Source organism: Burkholderia sp. AU18528 (assembly GCF_002223215.2).
Lineage (GTDB): Bacteria > Pseudomonadota > Gammaproteobacteria > Burkholderiales > Burkholderiaceae > Burkholderia > Burkholderia semiarida.
On the sequence record NZ_NKFC02000009.1, the window covers coordinates 272,826 to 290,030 of the forward strand.

Annotated in this window: 19 protein-coding genes; 10 read left to right on the forward strand and 9 right to left on the reverse strand. The window is 70.2% G+C overall.

What is annotated here, in order from left to right:
• Positions 1–17: 17 nt before the first annotated feature.
• Positions 18–1,385 carry a sigma-54 dependent transcriptional regulator gene (locus tag CFB52_RS31890; protein WP_059575013.1) on the forward strand — a complete coding sequence of 456 codons (1,368 nt, stop codon included), beginning with the start codon at positions 18–20 and terminating at the stop codon, positions 1,383–1,385.
• Between the two features lie 29 nt (positions 1,386–1,414).
• Here the strand turns inward: CFB52_RS31890 and CFB52_RS31895 are convergent, their stop codons facing one another.
• Positions 1,415–2,338, reverse strand: coding sequence for a glycosyltransferase family 2 protein (locus CFB52_RS31895; RefSeq protein ID WP_099318423.1), 924 nt, complete (start codon positions 2,336–2,338; stop codon positions 1,415–1,417).
• Positions 2,317–3,018 carry a PIG-L family deacetylase gene (locus tag CFB52_RS31900; RefSeq protein ID WP_099318424.1) on the reverse strand — a complete coding sequence of 234 codons (702 nt, stop codon included), beginning with the start codon at positions 3,016–3,018 and terminating at the stop codon, positions 2,317–2,319. Before CFB52_RS31900 ends, CFB52_RS31895 begins: the two co-directional genes overlap by 22 nt.
• Positions 3,019–3,149: 131 nt before the next feature.
• On the opposite strand from CFB52_RS31900, the gene CFB52_RS31905 reads away from it, so the two are divergent.
• The gene (locus CFB52_RS31905) at positions 3,150–5,456 is read left to right on the forward strand and encodes an ATP-binding protein (protein ID WP_099318425.1); all 2,307 of its coding nucleotides are present in this window, start codon (positions 3,150–3,152) and stop codon (positions 5,454–5,456) included.
• Between the two features lie 31 nt (positions 5,457–5,487).
• Here CFB52_RS31905 and CFB52_RS31910 read toward each other — a convergent pair whose 3' ends face one another.
• Both CFB52_RS31910 and CFB52_RS31915 read right to left on the reverse strand, forming a co-directional pair.
• Complete coding sequence (locus tag CFB52_RS31910) at positions 5,488–6,534, reverse strand: UDP-glucuronic acid decarboxylase family protein (RefSeq protein ID WP_059575017.1); 1,047 nt, start codon at positions 6,532–6,534, stop codon at positions 5,488–5,490.
• Positions 6,534–7,853, reverse strand: a complete 1,320-nt coding sequence (locus CFB52_RS31915) for a glycosyltransferase family 1 protein (protein ID WP_060310441.1) — start codon at positions 7,851–7,853, stop codon at positions 6,534–6,536. Before CFB52_RS31915 ends, CFB52_RS31910 begins: the two co-directional genes overlap by 1 nt.
• 244 nt (positions 7,854–8,097) lie before the next feature.
• Here CFB52_RS31915 and CFB52_RS31925 point away from each other — a divergent pair, with 244 nt between their 5' ends.
• From CFB52_RS31925 to CFB52_RS31955, 7 genes are all read left to right on the forward strand, one after another.
• Positions 8,098–8,502, forward strand: coding sequence for a BON domain-containing protein (locus CFB52_RS31925; protein WP_059575206.1), 405 nt, complete (start codon positions 8,098–8,100; stop codon positions 8,500–8,502).
• 30 nt (positions 8,503–8,532) lie between these two features.
• Positions 8,533–9,561 carry an SDR family oxidoreductase gene (locus tag CFB52_RS31930; RefSeq protein WP_060310440.1) on the forward strand — a complete coding sequence of 343 codons (1,029 nt, stop codon included), beginning with the start codon at positions 8,533–8,535 and terminating at the stop codon, positions 9,559–9,561.
• Positions 9,562–9,589: 28 nt separating this feature from the next.
• On the forward strand, positions 9,590–9,889 hold the full coding sequence (locus CFB52_RS31935; RefSeq protein WP_034209262.1) for a DUF2795 domain-containing protein: 300 nt from the start codon (positions 9,590–9,592) through the stop codon (positions 9,887–9,889).
• A gap of 61 nt (positions 9,890–9,950) precedes the next feature.
• Positions 9,951–10,517, forward strand: a complete 567-nt coding sequence (locus tag CFB52_RS31940; RefSeq protein ID WP_099318426.1) for a hypothetical protein — start codon at positions 9,951–9,953, stop codon at positions 10,515–10,517.
• Between the two features lie 128 nt (positions 10,518–10,645).
• Positions 10,646–11,503, forward strand: a complete 858-nt coding sequence (locus CFB52_RS31945) for an SDR family oxidoreductase (RefSeq protein WP_099318427.1) — start codon at positions 10,646–10,648, stop codon at positions 11,501–11,503.
• A 34-nt stretch (positions 11,504–11,537) separates the two neighbouring features.
• The gene (locus CFB52_RS31950; protein WP_060310438.1) at positions 11,538–12,152 is read left to right on the forward strand and encodes a DUF4142 domain-containing protein; all 615 of its coding nucleotides are present in this window, start codon (positions 11,538–11,540) and stop codon (positions 12,150–12,152) included.
• 59 nt (positions 12,153–12,211) lie between these two features.
• Positions 12,212–12,823, forward strand: coding sequence for a DUF892 family protein (locus CFB52_RS31955; protein ID WP_059575023.1), 612 nt, complete (start codon positions 12,212–12,214; stop codon positions 12,821–12,823).
• 86 nt (positions 12,824–12,909) lie between these two features.
• On the opposite strand, the gene CFB52_RS31960 is transcribed toward CFB52_RS31955, so the two are convergent.
• A complete protein-coding gene (locus tag CFB52_RS31960) occupies positions 12,910–14,202 on the reverse strand; it encodes an Nramp family divalent metal transporter (protein ID WP_060310436.1) in 1,293 nt (430 codons plus the stop codon).
• Positions 14,199–14,870 carry a UdgX family uracil-DNA binding protein gene (locus tag CFB52_RS31965; protein ID WP_060967423.1) on the reverse strand — a complete coding sequence of 224 codons (672 nt, stop codon included), beginning with the start codon at positions 14,868–14,870 and terminating at the stop codon, positions 14,199–14,201. The genes CFB52_RS31960 and CFB52_RS31965 overlap by 4 nt, the downstream gene beginning before the upstream one ends.
• Positions 14,871–15,103: 233 nt before the next feature.
• On the opposite strand from CFB52_RS31965, the gene CFB52_RS31970 reads away from it, so the two are divergent.
• The gene (locus CFB52_RS31970) at positions 15,104–15,583 is read left to right on the forward strand and encodes a response regulator (RefSeq protein ID WP_059575025.1); all 480 of its coding nucleotides are present in this window, start codon (positions 15,104–15,106) and stop codon (positions 15,581–15,583) included.
• Between the two features lie 123 nt (positions 15,584–15,706).
• On the opposite strand, the gene CFB52_RS31975 is transcribed toward CFB52_RS31970, so the two are convergent.
• The 3 genes from CFB52_RS31975 to CFB52_RS31985 all read right to left on the reverse strand — a co-directional run bounded on the left by CFB52_RS31975 (position 15,707) and on the right by CFB52_RS31985 (position 17,058).
• Positions 15,707–16,183, reverse strand: coding sequence for a PRC-barrel domain-containing protein (locus CFB52_RS31975; protein WP_059575026.1), 477 nt, complete (start codon positions 16,181–16,183; stop codon positions 15,707–15,709).
• A 91-nt stretch (positions 16,184–16,274) separates the two neighbouring features.
• Positions 16,275–16,706, reverse strand: coding sequence for a CBS domain-containing protein (locus tag CFB52_RS31980; RefSeq protein ID WP_059637162.1), 432 nt, complete (start codon positions 16,704–16,706; stop codon positions 16,275–16,277).
• Positions 16,707–16,803: 97 nt separating this feature from the next.
• Positions 16,804–17,058, reverse strand: a complete 255-nt coding sequence (locus CFB52_RS31985; protein WP_099318428.1) for a hypothetical protein — start codon at positions 17,056–17,058, stop codon at positions 16,804–16,806.
• Between the last annotated feature and the right edge of the window lie 147 nt (positions 17,059–17,205).

Below are 17,205 nucleotides of genomic sequence, written 5' to 3' on the forward strand. Positions count from 1 at the left end.
CATTACAAGGAGCCTCGATGCCTTACGTCCTGATCGTCGAAGACGACGCCGATACGCGAACGATGCTCGCCACGCTCGCACGCACGCAGCAGCTCTCGTGCGATACGGCCGCGACGCTTGAAGAAGCGCGCACGCTCGTCTCGACGCATACCCCCGATCTCGTGCTGTGCGACCTCGTGCTGCCCGATGGCAACGGGATGGATCTGTTCGACGCATTGCCCAAGCGCGGGCATTGCGAAATGGTGCTGACCACCGGCCACGCGAGCCTCGAAACCGCGATCGACGCATTGCGGCGCGGCGCGAGCGACTATCTGGTGAAGCCGCTCAACATGCAGCGGCTGAACAGCATCTTCGCGCGCGTGCCGCGCACGACCGCGCTGCACGAGGAAATCGCGGAGCTGCGCTCGGAACTGCAGCGCCTCGGCCGCTTCGGCCGCATGCTCGGTAGCTCGCCCGCGATGCAGGCCGTCTACGATGCGATCGGCCGCGTCGCGCGCACCGAAGCGTCGGTGCTGCTCACCGGCGAATCGGGCACCGGCAAGGAACTCGCCGCGCAGACGGTGCACGACCTGAGCCTGCGCCGCCGCGGGCCGTTCCTCGCGGTGAATTGCGGCGCGATCGCCGCGAACCTCGTCGAGAGCGAGATGTTCGGCCACGACCGCGGCAGCTTCACCGGCGCCGAACGCCAGCACAAGGGCTTCTTCGAACGCGCCGACGGCGGCACGCTGTTTCTCGACGAAATCACCGAGATGCCGCTCGAATCGCAGGTCAAGCTGCTGCGCGTGCTGGAAACCGGGCGCGTCACGCGGCTCGGCTCGACGCGCGAGATCGACGTCGACGTGCGCATCGTCGCCGCGACGAACCGCGACCCGGAAGCCGCGATGGCGGACGGCAAGCTGCGGCCCGACCTGTTTCACCGGATCAACGTGTTCCCGATCCCGCTGCCGTCGCTGCGCGAACGCGGCGACGACATCCCGATGCTCGCCGATGCGTTCCTGCAGCGCTACAACGAGGAGAGCGGCCGCAACCTGCGCTTCTCGCCGGCCGCGCGCGAAGCGCTGAAGACCTACGAATGGCCGGGCAACGTGCGCGAGCTGCGCAACTTCGTGCAGCGCGCGAGCATCTTCACCGATGCCGACGTGATCGACACGCTGCCGCCGCCGATCATGGACGAGCTGTCGAGCATGGTCGATTCGCACGAGGATCGCGTGACGGTGCCGTTCGGCACGCCGCTCGAGGAAGTCGACCGCAAGCTGATCCTCGGCACGATCGCCCAATGCGGCGGCGTGAAGGCGCAGGCGGCCGAAGTGCTCGACGTCAGCCTGAAGACGATCTACAACCGGCTCGCGCAACTGGAAGACGAAGCGGAAAAACCCGATTCCTGATGCCGCTACGATCGCGTTCATGTTCCCGCTCATGTGCCCGTTCCGGTCTCGCGGCGCGTATCGCGCTCGAGCAGACGGCGCATGTGTTCGATCCGCGGCGGGATCGTGCGTCGTTCGCGCAGGATCCACGGCAGCCCGGCGAACGTGCGCACGACCGCACGTTCGCGGCGCAGCAGCGGCAGCATGCGCGCCGTATGCAGCCACGCGGCGGCGGCCGGCCATCTGAGCCACGCGGTCCACACCGCGTTGCGGGCGGCGGTGTGCGCGCGCATCGTCCGGTCGCGCCGCGTCGACGGATGGTGATGGACGGTCAGGCCCGGCGCATACACGAGCCAGTGGCCGGCGCGATACAGGTCGAGCGCGAGCAGCGCTTCCTCGCCGCCGAGGAAGTAGCGCGGATGGTAGCCGCCGGCGCGCACGAACGCGTCGCGCCGGAATGCGGTCGCACCGGCCAGCAGCCCGAGGATCGGGCGGCCGGGCAGCGCGACCGGCGCGTCGAGCGGGCTGTCGGCCATCAGCCGGCAGGTCGGGTCCTCGCGCTCGTCGGGGCCGACCAGCACGCGTGCGGTGACGGCCGCGACGTGCGGATACGCGTCGAGCAGATTCGCGGCTTCGGCGATCGAGCCGGGCGCCCACCACGTGTCGTCGTCGCAGAACGCGACGTGGCGCGTGCGGGCCGCGGCGACGCCGAGATTGCGGCCGGCGGCGCCGAGATTGCCGGGCGCGTGCACGAGCGCGACATGCGGGTAGCGCTCGCGGATCAGCGTGGCCGTCTCGGCGTCCGCCGCGTTGTCGACGACCACGATCGCCGGCCGGTCGGGCAGCGCGGAAAGGTGGTCGAGCGTGCGCGCGAGTTCGGCCGCGCGCCGGCAGGTCAGCACGATCGCGGTCACGCGCGGCTCGCGCGGCGGCAGCGCGACGCGCGCGGGCGTTACGCGGACGTGACGTCGCATTCGAGCCGCCAGATCGTTTCGGGTTCGCGGAGAGCGGCACGCATATGAGGCTCGAGCAGCGTGACCTGGCTGGCATAGGCGTCGACGGCGGCGGCGGCGGCTTTCGCGGCGGCGCCGTCCGTCCCGCTGCCGGCCGGCGCGGCGACCGGATGCGCGAGCCAGCCGTGCTCGCGCCAGCCGGCCACGCGGTGGGCCATCAGCCCGTCGATGCGGCGGTAGGGCGCGTCCTCGTAGAAGCGCCAGACGCGCGACGCATCGTCGTCGCGCAGCAGGCGCAGCATGGCTTCGTGCACCTGCAGATGATCGCGGTGGAACAGGCCGGCCGGCGCGAGCACGCCGAAGCCCGGGTGGGCGTCGATCGTCGCGGCCACGCGTGTCGCGATCGCGATCGACGTAGTCGGTATGCCGTACTGATCGTCGAGGAAGTCGAGCCACACGGGGCGGGCGTCGAGCAGCGCGAGCGCGCGGCGGTCTTCGTCGCGGCGCGCGCGCATCGCTTCGTCGGCGTGGCGAAACCCCGCGCGGCGGTCCCACGGCGGCGCGGGCGTGCCGGGTGGCGGCATCCCCGCGAAGACGGTCACGACGATCGAGCCGGGCGCGTGCGCGAGCAGTTGCCCGCAACTGAAGACGGCATCGTCGAGATGCGGCGAGACGACGAGCCAGCGTGTCGGGTCGGGCATGGCGTGAAGATCTCCATCGTGAGCGGCCGGGCCGCCGGTGCGAATCGGCCAGCATGCGGGCCAGCATGCGCCGTGCCTGCCGGCGGCATCCGCGCCGGCCGCCGCCGACTGTCCCCGCAGGAGCGTGTCCGATGACCGAAATTGCACGGCCGCAGGCCGGAAATTACGCGACCGCCGTGATGCTGGTCGCGATCGCGACCGTGCTGCAGACGCTCGCGATCCGCTTCGGCGGCGTGAATCTGCCGTTCGTGTTGTATTACCCGCTGCTCGCCGGCGCCGCGTGGGTGACGTCGTTCCTGTTCGGCATCGTGTCGACGGTGGTCAGCGGGCTGCTCGTGTGGACGCTGTTCCTGTCCGATCCGGCTGCCTATACGGCGCCGCTGCCCGACCGGCTCGTGCAGCTCGGCACGTTCATGCTGATCGGGGCGCTGGTATGCGCGGTCGCGTCGATGCTGCATCGCACGCGCGTCACGAGCGATCGCGCGCGCCGACGCGAGGCCGCCGCGCGCCGGCGGCTCGAAGCCGTGCTGCGCGCGGTGCCGCACGGCGTGATCGCGACCGATCCGACGGGGCGGCTCACCTATTTGAACGCGGCCGCGGCCGAACTCGTCGGCTGCGAGCCGGACGAGGCGATCGGGCGACCGGTGCGCGATGTATTGCGGATCGTCGATCACGAAGGGCGCCGCGTGCAGACCACGCCGCTCGATCGCGCGCTCGGCGGGGCCGAGGCGACGTCCGACCGGCACTGGCTGCGGGCCGGCGACCACGATCCGGTGCCGATCGTCGCGGTCGCGTCGCCGATCGGCGATGCGGACGGCAACCTCGACGGCGCGGTGCTGCTGCTGCGCGATGCCGGCGCGGAGCGCGCGCGCATGGACGCATCGCGGCTCCAGCAGGCGGTCGTCGAGGCGTCGCCGGATGCGATCGTCGGGATCGACGCCGACGGCCGCATCGCGAGCTGGAACCCGGCCGCGCAGCGGATCTTCGGTTACGACGAGGCCGACGCGCGCGGCCGCCGGCTCGACACGCTGATCGCACGGCGCTGGTTGCGGCTCAATCCGCTCGCCGAGACGTTCGACGCGATGCGGGAGCCGGTCGGGCCGGTCGAACTGCTGTGCGTGCGGCGCGACGGGCGGCGGTTTCGGGCGACGGTATCGGCGTGCCCGGTGCAGGGCGACGCGCGGGCCTGCGTCGCGCTGTCGCTGACACTGCGCGAAACCGGTGCGCAGCGCCGCCGCGACCTGCGGGCGCAGCGCTCGCTGCAAGGCGCCCGCGATGCGCTCGACCAGGCCGACACGTCGAATCGTCTGAAGGACGAACTGCTGGCCACGGTGTCGCACGAATTGCGTACGCCGCTGAACGTGATCTACGGGTGGATCGAGGTGCTGCGCAACACCGACGACCACGCGTTGCAGCATCAGGCGATCGACGCGATCGACCGCAGCGCGCGTTCGCTCACGCGGATGGTCGGCGACATCCTCGACGCGTCGTCGCTCGCGACCGGCAAACTGCGGCTCGATGCGACGCCGGTCGACGTCGTGCGGCTGTTCTCCGATCAGGTCGGCACGTTCCAGACCGCGGCGTCGTCGGCCGGCATCATGCTCGAATTCGACTGCGACGCCTCCGCGTGCATCGTGTCGGGCGACGCCGAGCGGTTGCGGCAGATGCTGTCGAATCTCATCTCGAATGCGATGAAGTTCACGCCGGCCGGCGGCAGCGTGACGGTCCGGCTCGCGCGCGACGATGCGCATGCGGTGCTGACCGTCACCGATACCGGGCAGGGCATCGCGACGGAGTTCGTGCCATACGTGTTCGACATGTTCCGCCGCGCGGACGATTCGCCCGCGTCGCCGCGGCGGGGGCTCGGTCTCGGCCTGTCGATCGTGCGGCACATCGCGGAGCTGCACGGCGGCCGCGTGACCGTCGCGAGCGCGGGCCGCGATCGCGGCACGACGTTTACGGTGACGCTGCCGGCCGGGTGGCAGCCGGCCGGCGCGATGGCGTGGGGCATCGTGCAGGCGAGCGGCCGCCGCGACGCGCTCACGCTCGATACGCAGCGCATCCTGATCGTCGACGACGACGCGACCACGCGCGCGAGCCTCACGGCCGCGCTGACCACGCTCGGCGCGGCCGTCGCGATCGCGTCGTCGGGACGCGAGGCGCTCGCGATGGCGGCCGACATGCGCCCGACCGTCGTGCTGTCCGATCTCGCGATGCCCGACGGCGACGGCTTCTGGCTGCTGGAAGCGTTGCGGCGCGGCGCGCTGAACGGCGACGGCGGGCCGCCCGACGTGCGCGTGCTGGCCGTCACCGCCCACGCGGGCCTCGCCGACGAGCGCCGCGCGCTGGAGGCCGGCTTCGACGGCTACCTGTGCAAGCCGGTCGACGTGCGCGAACTGGCGCGCAAGATCGCGCACGTGACGAAGCGCGACGGCTGACGCGTTTCGTCCAGCGGCGGCCGGCCGCCCGTCAGGTGGTCGGTGCCGGCCGGTTCTGCGTATGGACCTGCGCGAGCAGATGCGACGCGATCCGCGTGCTGCGCACGAGATCGCCGGGCGTGTGGTGCGTGACCTGGCGTTGAATGAAGTACCGCGCGGTGTGCGCGAGCCCGTTCGCAAGCGTCGTCGTCGCGCGCCAGCCAAGCCGCTTCTGCGCGGCGGCGAGATTCGGCCGCCGCTGGCGCGGATCGTCGGCCGGCAGCGGTCGGAACTCGATCGGCACGGTCGCGCCGACGATCCGCACGACTTCCCGCGCGACGTCGATCATCGCGATCTCGACGTCGCTGCCGAGGTTGACCGGCTCGCTCGCGTCGCCCGCTTCGTCCATCAGCCGGATCAACGCGTCGATCATGTCGTCCACGTAGCAGAACGAGCGCGTCTGCTTGCCGTCGCCGTAGACGGTCAACGGCTGTTCCGCGAGCGCCTGCGTGACGAAGTTCGACACGACGCGCCCGTCGGCCGGATGCATGCGCGGGCCATACGTATTGAAGATCCGCGCGATCCGCACGTCGACGCCGTACTGGCGGTGATAGTCCGCGAACAGCGTCTCCGCGCAGCGCTTGCCTTCGTCGTAGCACGCGCGGATGCCGGTCGGATTGACGCGGCCGCAATAGTGCTCGTCCTGCGGATGCACGTCGGGGTCGCCGTACACTTCGCTCGTCGATGCCTGCAGGATGCGCGCCTTCACGCGTTTGGCGAGGCCGAGCAGGTTGATCGCGCCGTGCACGCTGGTCTTCGTCGTCTGCACGGGGTCGCGTTGGTAGTGAACGGGCGACGCCGGGCATGCGAGGTTGTAGATCTCGTCCACTTCGACGTAGAGCGGAAACGTCACGTCGTGCCGCATCAGCTCGAAGTTCGGCGCATCGAGCAGGTGCGCGATGTTGTCCTTCGTGCCCGTGTAGAAATTGTCGACGCACAGCACGTCGTGGCCCTCCGTCACGAGGCGCTCGCACAGATGCGAACCGAGAAAGCCGGCGCCGCCGGTGACGAGGACGCGTTTTCGATCGTAGCCCTTCATTACGTATTCTCCTTGCGGTGTGCGAGCACGCCTTGCGTGGTGCCGACCGGCGTGCGCCGGCCGGTGACCGCCGACGTGCCGGCGCGCTGCGCGCGGGCGACGTCGCGGTAGATGTCGACGAGCCGGTCGGCGACGCCTTGCCAGGTGTAGAAGCGGTGCGCGCGCAGGTAGCCGGCGCGGCCGAGCGCCGCGCACAGGTCCGGTTGCGCGCGCAGTTGCACGAGGCGCGCGGCGAGCGCGGCCGGGTCGCGAGGCGGCACGAGATAGCCGGTGGCGCCGTCGTCGACGGTCGTGCGGATGCCGCCGACGTCGCTGCCGATCACCGGCGTCGCGCACGCCATCGCCTCGACCGGCGTGATGCCGAACGGCTCGTACCACGGCGTCGTCACGAACACGTCGGCCGCGCTGTAGTACAGGTGCAGCGCGTCGCGATCGCGCCGGCCGACGAAGGTCACGCGGTTCGCGATGCCGAGTGCGTGCGCGAGCGCGGCGAGCCGCGCGAGTTCCGGGTCGCGCGCGAGGTCGGGCGTGGGCTGGCTGCCGCCGACCACGTACAGGTGCGTCGGCCGTTGCGGATCGCGCGGCATGCGCGCGAGCGCGTCGATCACGGTATCGATGCCCTTGCGCGGCACGAGGCGGCCCAGTTGCAGTATGACGAATGCGTCCTGCGGCCAACCGAGGCGTGCGCGCGCATCGACGCGCGGCACCGGCCGGAATTCCCGCGCGTCGAAGCCGCACGGCACGATCTCGATACGTGCGGTGTCGGCGCGATAGTGCGTCGTCAGGTCGAGCGCGTCCTGCGGGCATTCGGCGATCAGGCGGTCCGAGCGGCGCGCGAGCGTGTCCTCGATCGCGAAGCGCGCGTCGGGGAAGCCGTCGGCCGTGCCCTGGTGCAGCCGCCGCACGCGGCCGAGCGCATGGAACGTCATGACGAGCGGGATGCCGAGCGCCTTTTTCACGCGCAGCGCGGCGTCGCCGGACATGAAGAAGTTCGCGTGCATCACGTCGACGGGGTCGGGCTCGCGCCGCATGCGCGCGATCATGTACTGCGCGAACGCGCCCATGTACGGCAGCAGCCGCTCCTTGGGCACGTCGGTCGGCGGCCCGGCCGGCACGTGGATCACGCGCATGCGCGGGCCGATCGGCACGACTTCCGGCAAGTGCGGATTGTCGCAGCGCGTGTAGACGTCGACGTCGAGGCCGCGCTCCGCGAGCTGCTTCGCGACGTTCGCGACATAGATGTTCTGGCCGCCGGCATCGACGCCGCCGATCACCCCCAGCGGCGATGCATGTTCACTGATCAACGCGATTCTTTGCATGGTCTTGCTCCCGATATCGGGGCCGCGCACACGGGCCGCCGTTACCCGTCCCTCGGCAATCGGCATGCCCGCTGCATTGCGGGGAAAACCGCTTCCCCGTGTGCCGAAAAAATTACAACGCGTTGGATGAAAGGGCGTCTGATCGCGCTGGCGTGCATGCATGCGGCGCACGCGGCGCGGCACGCGACTTGCGCGGCTCCCGTTCACCTGCCGGCGCGTCCGGCTTGACGAAAAGGAGGTCACGATGAAGGTATCCCCGCTACCAGCCCGCTCTCCGCGAATCCGCCGTCAACGCGCGCTGCGCACCGGCATGGCGGTCGCGATCGCCGCGGCCACCGCGTGCATGGTCGTCGCGCCGAACGCGGTCGCCGCCGGCGACGACGGCGCCGCATCGTCGTCGACGTCGTCGTCGCGTTCGAGCACCGGCACGAAAATCCGCGACGCGACGATCACGACCAAGGCGAAGGCCGAGCTCGTCGGCACGAGCGGCCTGTCGGCCGGCGACATCCACGTGAAGACCCGGCACGGCACCGTGACGCTCACCGGCAGCGTGCCCGACGAACAGCAGCGCACGCAGGCCGTCGGCGTCGTGAAGCAGGTCGACGGCGTGCAGGACGTGCGCGACCAGTTGACCATCCGGCCCAAATAACCGCGCGTCGACCGTCACAGGAGTCCAGCGATGAACTGCATGCTCAAACCGGTCGGCGAACAGACGATCGTGATTACCGGCGCGACGAGCGGCATCGGTCTCGTCACCGCGCGCAAGGCGGCGCGGCGGGGCGCGAAGCTCGTGCTGTTCGCACGCAACGAGGACGCGCTGAACACGCTGTGCGAGGAAATCCGCCAGCACGGCGGCCTCGCGGTGCCGGTCGCCGGCGACGTCGGCAACATCGAGGATCTGCAGCGCGCGGCCGCGACGGCGGCCGATACGTACGGCGGCTTCGACACCTGGGTCAACAATGCCGGTGTGTCGATCTTCGGGACGGCGGCCCAGGTGCCGCTCGAGGATCAGCGCCGGCTGTTCGACACCAACTACTGGGGCGTCGTGCACGGCTCGCTCGTCGCGGCTGACCATTTCCGGCGCAAGAGCGATTTCCACGGCGGCGCGATCATCAACATGGGCAGCGAGGCATCCGACGCGCCGGTGCCGCTGCAAAGCGCGTACGTCGCATCGAAGCACGCGGTGAAGGGCTTCACCGATTCGCTGCGACTCGAGATGGAGGCCGACCACCTGCCGGTTTCCGTCACGCTGATCAAGCCGGCCGCGATCGACACGATGTTCGTGATGCACGCGAAGAACTACATGAACGTCGAGGCGAAGCTGCCGCCGCCGATCTACGACCCCGACCTGGTGGCCGACGCGATCCTGTTCGCGGCCGCGCATCCGCGCCGCACGCTGTTCGTCGGCGGCGCCGCGAAGTTCACGTCGGCGAGCGCGTACCACGCGCCGCGCCTGTTCGATCGCGTCGCGGCCACGCTGTTCTCGCGCGGCCAGCGCACGGTGCGGCCCGCGCGGCCGCGCGACGACAACGCGCTGTACGACTCGCGCCATGCGCTGCACGAGCGCGAAGGCATGGAAGGCCCCGTGCTGCGCAGCTGTGCGTACAACACGGTGGTGCAGCGGCCGAAGGTTGCCGGCGCGGTCGCGCTCGGCGCGGCGGCGCTGATGTTTGCCGCGTTCGCGCGCACACGCCGTCCGTCCGCGTGATTTTCGTTCATTTTCCAAGGAGGCTTTCATGACATCCCGACAACATACGGGCCACGAATACAGCCACTCGCGTGCGCACGAAGGCGAGCGCACGCAGCAGGACCACGACAAGGGCGGCCATCAGACGGGCCACGGCAAGCCGCCGAGCCCCGTCGACGTGCAGAAGGCGCTCAAGGGCATGGACTACCCGGCGAGCAAGTCGGACGTCGTGCAGTGCGCGGAACGCGCGCATGCGGACCGCGAGGTGCTCGACATGCTGCGCAAGATCCCGGAGCGCGAGTACGACACGCCCGCATCGGTATCGAAGGAACTCGGGCGGCTGATGTAAGCGCCGCCCCGTCGCGCCGCGTGCGCGAGCGCGCGGCGCACCCATCACGAGGAGCACGACCATGGCGATGATCGTCGCAGGCCGTTTCACGACGTTCGATGAAGCGGAAGGTGGGGCGCGTCACCTCTACGAGCGCGCGTTCGGGCCCGACGACGTGTCGATCTTCTTCCTGAACCCCGGCGGCCAGCACGCGCGCTTCCCGATCGGCGGCGACGTGTATGCCGACACGGCGGCAAAACCGGGCGGGCGCGGCGCGATGATCGGCGCGATTCGCGGGCTGCTGATCGGCGTCGTCGCCGGATTGATCGTGTATGCGGTCGGCCTGCGCTACTGGTTCGTGCCGGCCGCCGGCGCGCTGGCCGGCGCCTATCTCGGTGCGTTCGGCGGCGCGCTCGGCCGGATGCGCGGCGAGCAGGCCGAAGGCAAAGGCACGCTCGCGCAGAGCCAAACCGGCGTGATCCTCGCCGCGCGCGTGACGCCCGACACTGCGACGGCCGCCGAAGACGTGCTGCGCGCGACCGGCGCGAAGTCGATCGAGCGCGTCGAGGGCGACTGGCAGAACGGCGAATGGCGCGATTTCGATCCGGTGCGCCGGCCCGACGAAGCGCCATCCGACGTGCCGCGCTGAATACGCCCTTTTTTCCAAGCGCTTGCAAAGCACACCGTCGAAACCCGGCCGGCGCGCGGGGGCCGGCGTGCGCCGCGCGTGGCACGCCGCTTGCGCAGCATCGACGGCATTCGTTCAAGGAGGAACACATGACCACCGCACAGACTCCACCGCCGCAGAAACAGTCGCATCAGCCGGGCACCGAGCGCGACATGCACCCGAAGCCGCGCGACGAGGCGGCCGACTACGTCGGCAGCGGCAAGCTCGCGGGCAAGGTCGCGCTGGTGACGGGCGGCGACAGCGGGATCGGCCGCGCCGTGGCGATCGGTTTCGCGAAGGAGGGCGCGGACGTCGCGATCGTCTACCTGAAGGAATCCGACGATGCCGCGCACACGAAGACGCTGATCGAGCAGGCCGGACGGCGTTGCGAGGCGATCGCATGCGACGTCGGCGATCGCCGGCAGGCGCGCGACGCGGTGGCGCGCACGGTCGAGCGGCTCGGCCGGCTCGACGTGCTCGTCAACAACGCAGGCGAGCAGCATCCGCAGCCCGGCATCGAGGACGTGTCGGAGGAACAGCTCGAACGCACGTTCCGCACGAACGTGTACGGCATGTTCTTCTGCACGCAGGCCGCGCTGCCGCACATGAAGCAGGGCGGCCGCATCGTCAACACGGCGTCGGTCACCGCGTATCACGGCAGTCCGAAGCTGCCCGACTACTCGGCGACCAAGGGCGCGATCGTCGCGTTCACGCGCTCGCTGTCGATCGAGCTGGCCGAGCGCGACATCCGCGTGAACGCGGTCGCGCCGGGGCCGATCTGGACGCCGCTGATTCCGTCGACGTTCACGCCCGAGCAGGTCGAGAAATTCGGCTCGAACGTGCCGCTCAAGCGGCCGGGCCAGCCGGACGAACTGATCGGCTGCTACGTGCTGCTCGCGTCGGAAGGCGCGAGCTACATGACCGGGCAGACGCTGCACCCGAACGGCGGCTCGATCGTCGGCGGCTGATGGCCGTTTCCACGCAAGTACCAGGAGAAAGCAGATGAGACAACCCAACTGGACGATCGCGGCGCTCGCCGCCGGCGTGCTCGCGGTGTCGGCGCTCGCCCGCGCGCAGATGCCGAGCGAGCCGCCCGCGTCGAATTCGCATGTGCCGGGCGGCGTGATCAATCCGTCGTCGGGCGCGGGCGCCGCGGGCGACCCCGGCATCGCGAAAGCGCCGAAGGGCGCCGACGCGGAATTCGTCGACAAGGCCGCGATGGCCGGCAAGGCGGAAGTGCAGGCCAGCCAGCTCGCGCTGAAGCAGGCGCAGTCGGCCGACGTGCGGGCATTCGCGAAACGGATGGTCGCGGACCACGGCAAGGCGAACGCGAAGCTCAGTGAGATCGCTGCGCGCAAGGGCATGAAGCCGCAGGTCGACACGATCTCGGACCCCGACGTGGAGGCGCTGCGCGGCAAGCGCGGGCACGACTTCGACACCGCCTATCTCGCGGCGGCCGGCCCCGATGCGCACAAGAAGGCGGTCGCGTTGTTCGAAGACGAAGCGCGCGACGGCAAGGACGCGCAACTGCGCGCGTTCGCGAAATCCACGCTGCCGACGCTCAAGCATCACCTGAGCATGGCGGAAACGGTCGCACGCAAGGTGGGCGCGCAATAACGCGCGCCCGGTTCCACCCCTGGGCCGCACGTGCGGCCCGCTTTTTCGGAGAAGCAGTCATGGCCCAACGGCAATCGAAGCACGAAGGTATCCTCGAACTGCTCTGCCAGGCATACGAGACCGAGCTTGGCGGCGCGCAGATCTACGAGGCCGCGCTCCAGTGCGCGACCGACGAGGACCTGCACAAGGAATGGGAGAAGTACCATCGGGAGACGCTGCATCACCAGGAGGTGCTGCGCAAGGTATTCGAAACGCTCGGCCTCGACCCGGATACGCAGTCGCCGGGGCGCGCCGCGGTGGCGGCGACCGGCAAGTCGCTGGTGCAGGTGATCGAGCAGGCGAAGAAGCAGGCCGACCCGGCGGTCGCGCAGGTCGTCGCGGCCGAATGCGTGGTGCTGGCCGAAACCAAGGACCACCTGAACTGGGAGCTGATCGGCTACGCGGCAGATCAACTGCCCGACAGTAACGCTGCGAAGGTGTTGAAGGCCGCGCACGATGAAGTCGAGGCCGACGAGGATCATCACCTGTATCACACGCGTGGCTGGGCGCGCGAGATGTGGATCGAGTCGATGGGCTTCAAGGCGGTGCTCCCGCCGCCGGAGGAAGTGAAGAAAGTGGAGTCCGCCGCCGATGCGGCGCGTGCCGAGCGCTCGCGCGGCAAGATGATGTAATATCGCGGGCCAAGCGGGCGGCGCGGCCGCCCGCTTGCTGGTCGAGAAGGTTGCGCACGCAACCTCGTTCATCTCCGTTCCGTCGATCACGTCAGCAGATCGACGATCATCGTGGCCACCGCCGCCGCCATCAGCACGACCGCCAGCCAGCCGAACAGTTTCGACACCGGCCCGCTGCCGGGCTGGCCAGCCGCATCGCGCTTGCGCGACAGCAGCATCACCAGCACGAGCATCGGCACCGCCGCGATGCCGTTGAGCACCGCGCTCCAGTACAACGCGCGGATCGGGTCGATCGGGCCGAAGCAGATCGCGATGCCGACGATCACGCACAGCGCCAGCACCGTGTAGAACGCGGGCGCGCGCTTCACGGGCTCGTTCAGCCCTTCGCGGAACCGCCACGCTTCCGCGCACCCGTAGGCGGCGCTGCCCGCGAACGCGGGAATCGCGAGCAGCCCGCAGCCGACGATGCCGAACGCGAATACGAGAAACGCGGCTTCGCCGGCGATCGGCCGCAATGCCTCCGCGGCCTGCGCGGTGCTGCCGATGTCGTGCCGGCCGCGCGCGAAGAAGACGGCCGAGCCGATCACCATGATGCAGAACGACACCGCGTTGGTGACGATCATGCCGGTCCACGTATCGAACGTAATGCGCCGCTCGGTCTCGCGGCGCGTGCTGCGCTCGCCGTCCTGTTGCTCGGCCGTGGTTTCCTCGACTTCGAGCGCGGCTTGCCACACGAACAGGTACGGGCTCAGCGTCGTGCCGAGCACGGCGACCGCGGTGGTCGCATACGCATGCGTGAACGCGATCTGCGGCAGCACGATCGCATGCAGCAGGCCGGCCCAGTCGATGTGCACGAAGCCGAGTTCGAGTACGTACGCGATCAGGCCGAGCGTCATCCATTTCAGCCAGCGCGCGTAGCGTTCGTACGACAGCAGCACCTGCAACGCGAGCGACGCGATCCCGTAGAGCGGCGCATACCAATAGCTGCGGCCGCCGACGACGAGCGCCGTCGCATCGCCCATCGCCGCGAGATCGGCGCCGACGTTCACGACGTTGACGATCACGACCATCACGATCAGCGTCTTCGCGACGCGATCGGAAAAGTGCTCGCGGATGCCGGCCACGAGCCCTTCGCGATTGCGCCGGCCGATGAATGCCGACGCGAGCTGCACCGCGACCATCATCGGCAGCGTGACAACGATCATCCACAGCATGTTGAAACCGAACTGGCTGCCGGCCTGCGCGTAGACGGCGACGTTGCTCGGATCGGCGTCCGATGCGCCCGCGAGCAGGCCGGGGCCGAGCCGCCTATACCACGGCTTCGCGGCGGGCGGCGGCGCTTCGGCCGCCGGCCGCGCGTCTTCGTCGAGTCCGCTCATCCGGCGTCCCCGTGCGACGGGCGCCCGCCGCCGTGGCGCCGCTCGCGCGCGAGGCGCGACGCCGTGCGCAATGCGTCCACCAGCGTGCGGTAGGCGTGTTCGCGGGAATCGGCGCCGCGCGTGCGCAGCACGTACGACGGATGATAGGTGGCGACGACGAGCCGGCCGTCCTCGGTGCGCACCGGCGCGCGCGTGCGCTCGAGCGTCGCGTCGTTGTCCTGCAGCACCGCGCGTAGCGCCGTCGCGCCGAGCGCGACCACCACGCGCGGCTGTACGGCTTCGAGCTCGCGCTCGAGCCAGTAGTGGCACGCGGCCACTTCGCGCTGCGCGGGCGTCTTGTGCAGCCGCCGCTTGCCGCGCGGCTCCCATTTGAAGTGCTTGACCGCATTCGTCAGGTAGACGTGCGAGCGTTCGATCCCGGCTTCGTCGAGTGCGCGATCGAGCATGCGGCCGGCCGCGCCGACGAACGGCAGGCCCGCGCGGTCCTCCTGGTCGCCCGGCTGCTCGCCGACCAGCATGATCGGCGCGTCGACGGGCCCGGCGCCCGGCACCGGCTGCGTCGCGTGCTCCCACAGCGTGCAGCGGCGGCACGCGTCGAGCGTGGCCGGCGCATCGTCGTCGGTCGGCGGCGGCGTGGATGCCGGGCGCGCGGGCGGTTTGCGCGTCATGCGGCGCCCCCGGCCCGGGCCGGGCAAGCGGCGCGCCGCGGTTGCGCGGAACATGCCGGCGCTCGTGCTGTCGCACGGGCGGAGGGAAGCAGAGCGGGCGCCGGAAGCCGCATCGTGCGCATGAAAGACTCCTGTGTCGGCGATGCGAAAGAGACAGCAACCGGCATGCCGCACTCGATCGATATGGGCGCGCGCCTTGCTTGGCAAACCGGTCCAACGACAGGAGAAGCACGATGCAACCCGACCCCGGCGACGATCCGGCCGCCGACGACGTGCTGCTGTGGCGCGCGCCCGACAGCGTGCCACGCCGCCCGCGCCGCGTGCTGGTCGTCGACGACTATCGCGAAGCGGCCGATGCGCTGCGCCTGCTGCTGGAGGCGCGCGGCTTCGAGTGCCGGGTTGCCGACGATCCGTTCGCGGTGTGCGACGTCGCGCGCGACTGGCAGCCGTTCGCGGTCGTGCTCGACATCGCGATGCCGGGCCTCGACGGGCTGCAACTCGCGGCGCGACTGCGCGGCGATCCGCAAACGGCCGACATGCTGCTGGTGGCGTGCAGCGGGCTCGCGTCGCGGCGGGATCAGGAACAGGCGAAGGAAGCCGGCTTCGACGCGCATTGCGCGAAGCCGCTGACGCCGCACCGGCTGCTGGGCTACCTCGAATCGGCGAGCGGCGGTGCCGCGAAGCCGGACGGGGACGTTACACGCCCCTTGTAAAAAGGCGGGCGGCGCGCGGGTGCGGCATCTGCCGGCACGGCGCGGCGGACAAAAAACGCCCCGCGCGGAGCGGGGCGTGTCGCATCAAAGGCGCCGGCGCTCCGGCGCCACGTCGTGGCGCGCTCAGTGGCGGCCGCGCGGATCGTTCAGGTCCTCGGTCGGGTCGGTGAGCCCGAGTTCGTCGCCGGCACTCCAGTACGGCGTGCTGCCGTAGAACTCGTGCAGCGGCTCGGCCCATTGCGGATCGGCCATCGCCGGCCAATGGTCCTTGTCGAACCCCGGCGCGTTGCGGATCCGCTCGGACGACACCGACAGCAGGAAGCACTTGCGCTCGGTGTCGAGCGTCAGCGCGCTCCACGGAATGGCGTGCAGCTTGTCGCCGATGCCGAGGATGCCGCCGCTCGACAGCACCGCATACGCGATGCGGCCGGAGCGCACGTCGAGCATGATGTCCTTGATCTTGCCGACGTCGTCGCCGTCGGTCGTATAGACCTTGTCGCCTTCCAGCGTATCGGCCGCCATCACGTCGGGGCCGGGGCCGGCCGCCGTCGCGGCGCCCTTGCCGATGATGCGGGTCTGACCTTGATTGGAAGTCTGCATGGTTTCCTCCAGGCTGCGTGGGGCGCGACCGTGCCCGGGGCGGGCCCTGCGGGTCGCGCGGGGTGGGCAGGGCGAAGCGGGAATCGCTTCGTCACGTCTGCTTCGGTTGCGACACGCCTTCGAGCGTGTTCGCCACGTCGTCGCGCTCGGGGCTCGCCGTGCGCGTCGCGATGTCGGCGAGCGACAGCATGCCGACCAGTCGCTTGTCGTGATCGACGACGGGCAGCCGGCGCAGTTGCGCGTCGGCCATGTAGTGCTGGATCTCGTCGAGCGAATCGTCGTCGAAGCACCATTCGATCGGGCCGGACGCCACCTCGTGGATTCGCGTCTCCGGCGGCTTGCCAGCCGAGATCGCGCGCACCGCGAGATCGCGGTCCGTCACCATCCCGACCAGCCGGTTGTTGTCGCACACGGGCAGCGCGCCGATGTCGTAGCGCTCCATCAATTGGGCGGCGTGACGGATCGAGTCGGTCGGCGAGATCCGCACGACGTCCTGCGACATGATTTCGTGGACGCGATGCATGCAATTCTCCTTGCGGGTGGGTGTAGCAACGTGTAGCAATGGGCCGATGCGGCCGCCGCGGTTCAGCAAAGCACATGCCGTGCGCGCCGCCGCCGCGTCACGCGTCGTCGCGGTCGCGTTTGTCCTGCCACGGCCCGTCGTCGTGCGTGCCGGGCGGCGTGTCGGGCTCGATGCGCGTGACGCCGCCCGTCGCGGGCGCGTCGCTCGCCGGAAACGTGTCCTCGAGCTGCTTGTCGATATGACGTTCGGAATGGCCCGTACGCGTGCGGTCCTGATCCTTCAGCGGCGGTTGCGGATCGGGTTGCCGCTCGTGCGCCGGTGCGTTCTGGCCGGGCCGGGTCGGATCCTTCATGGCGGTGCTCCGTATCGGTGACGATGATGCGCCTGTGCCGCAACCGGCGTTCCCGGTTCGCCCCCCGGCACGCGACTTGCCGCAGCGGCGCAGACGACCATGACGACGATGACGACGCAGGCGCGACGGCGTGTCTGCTGCGCACAC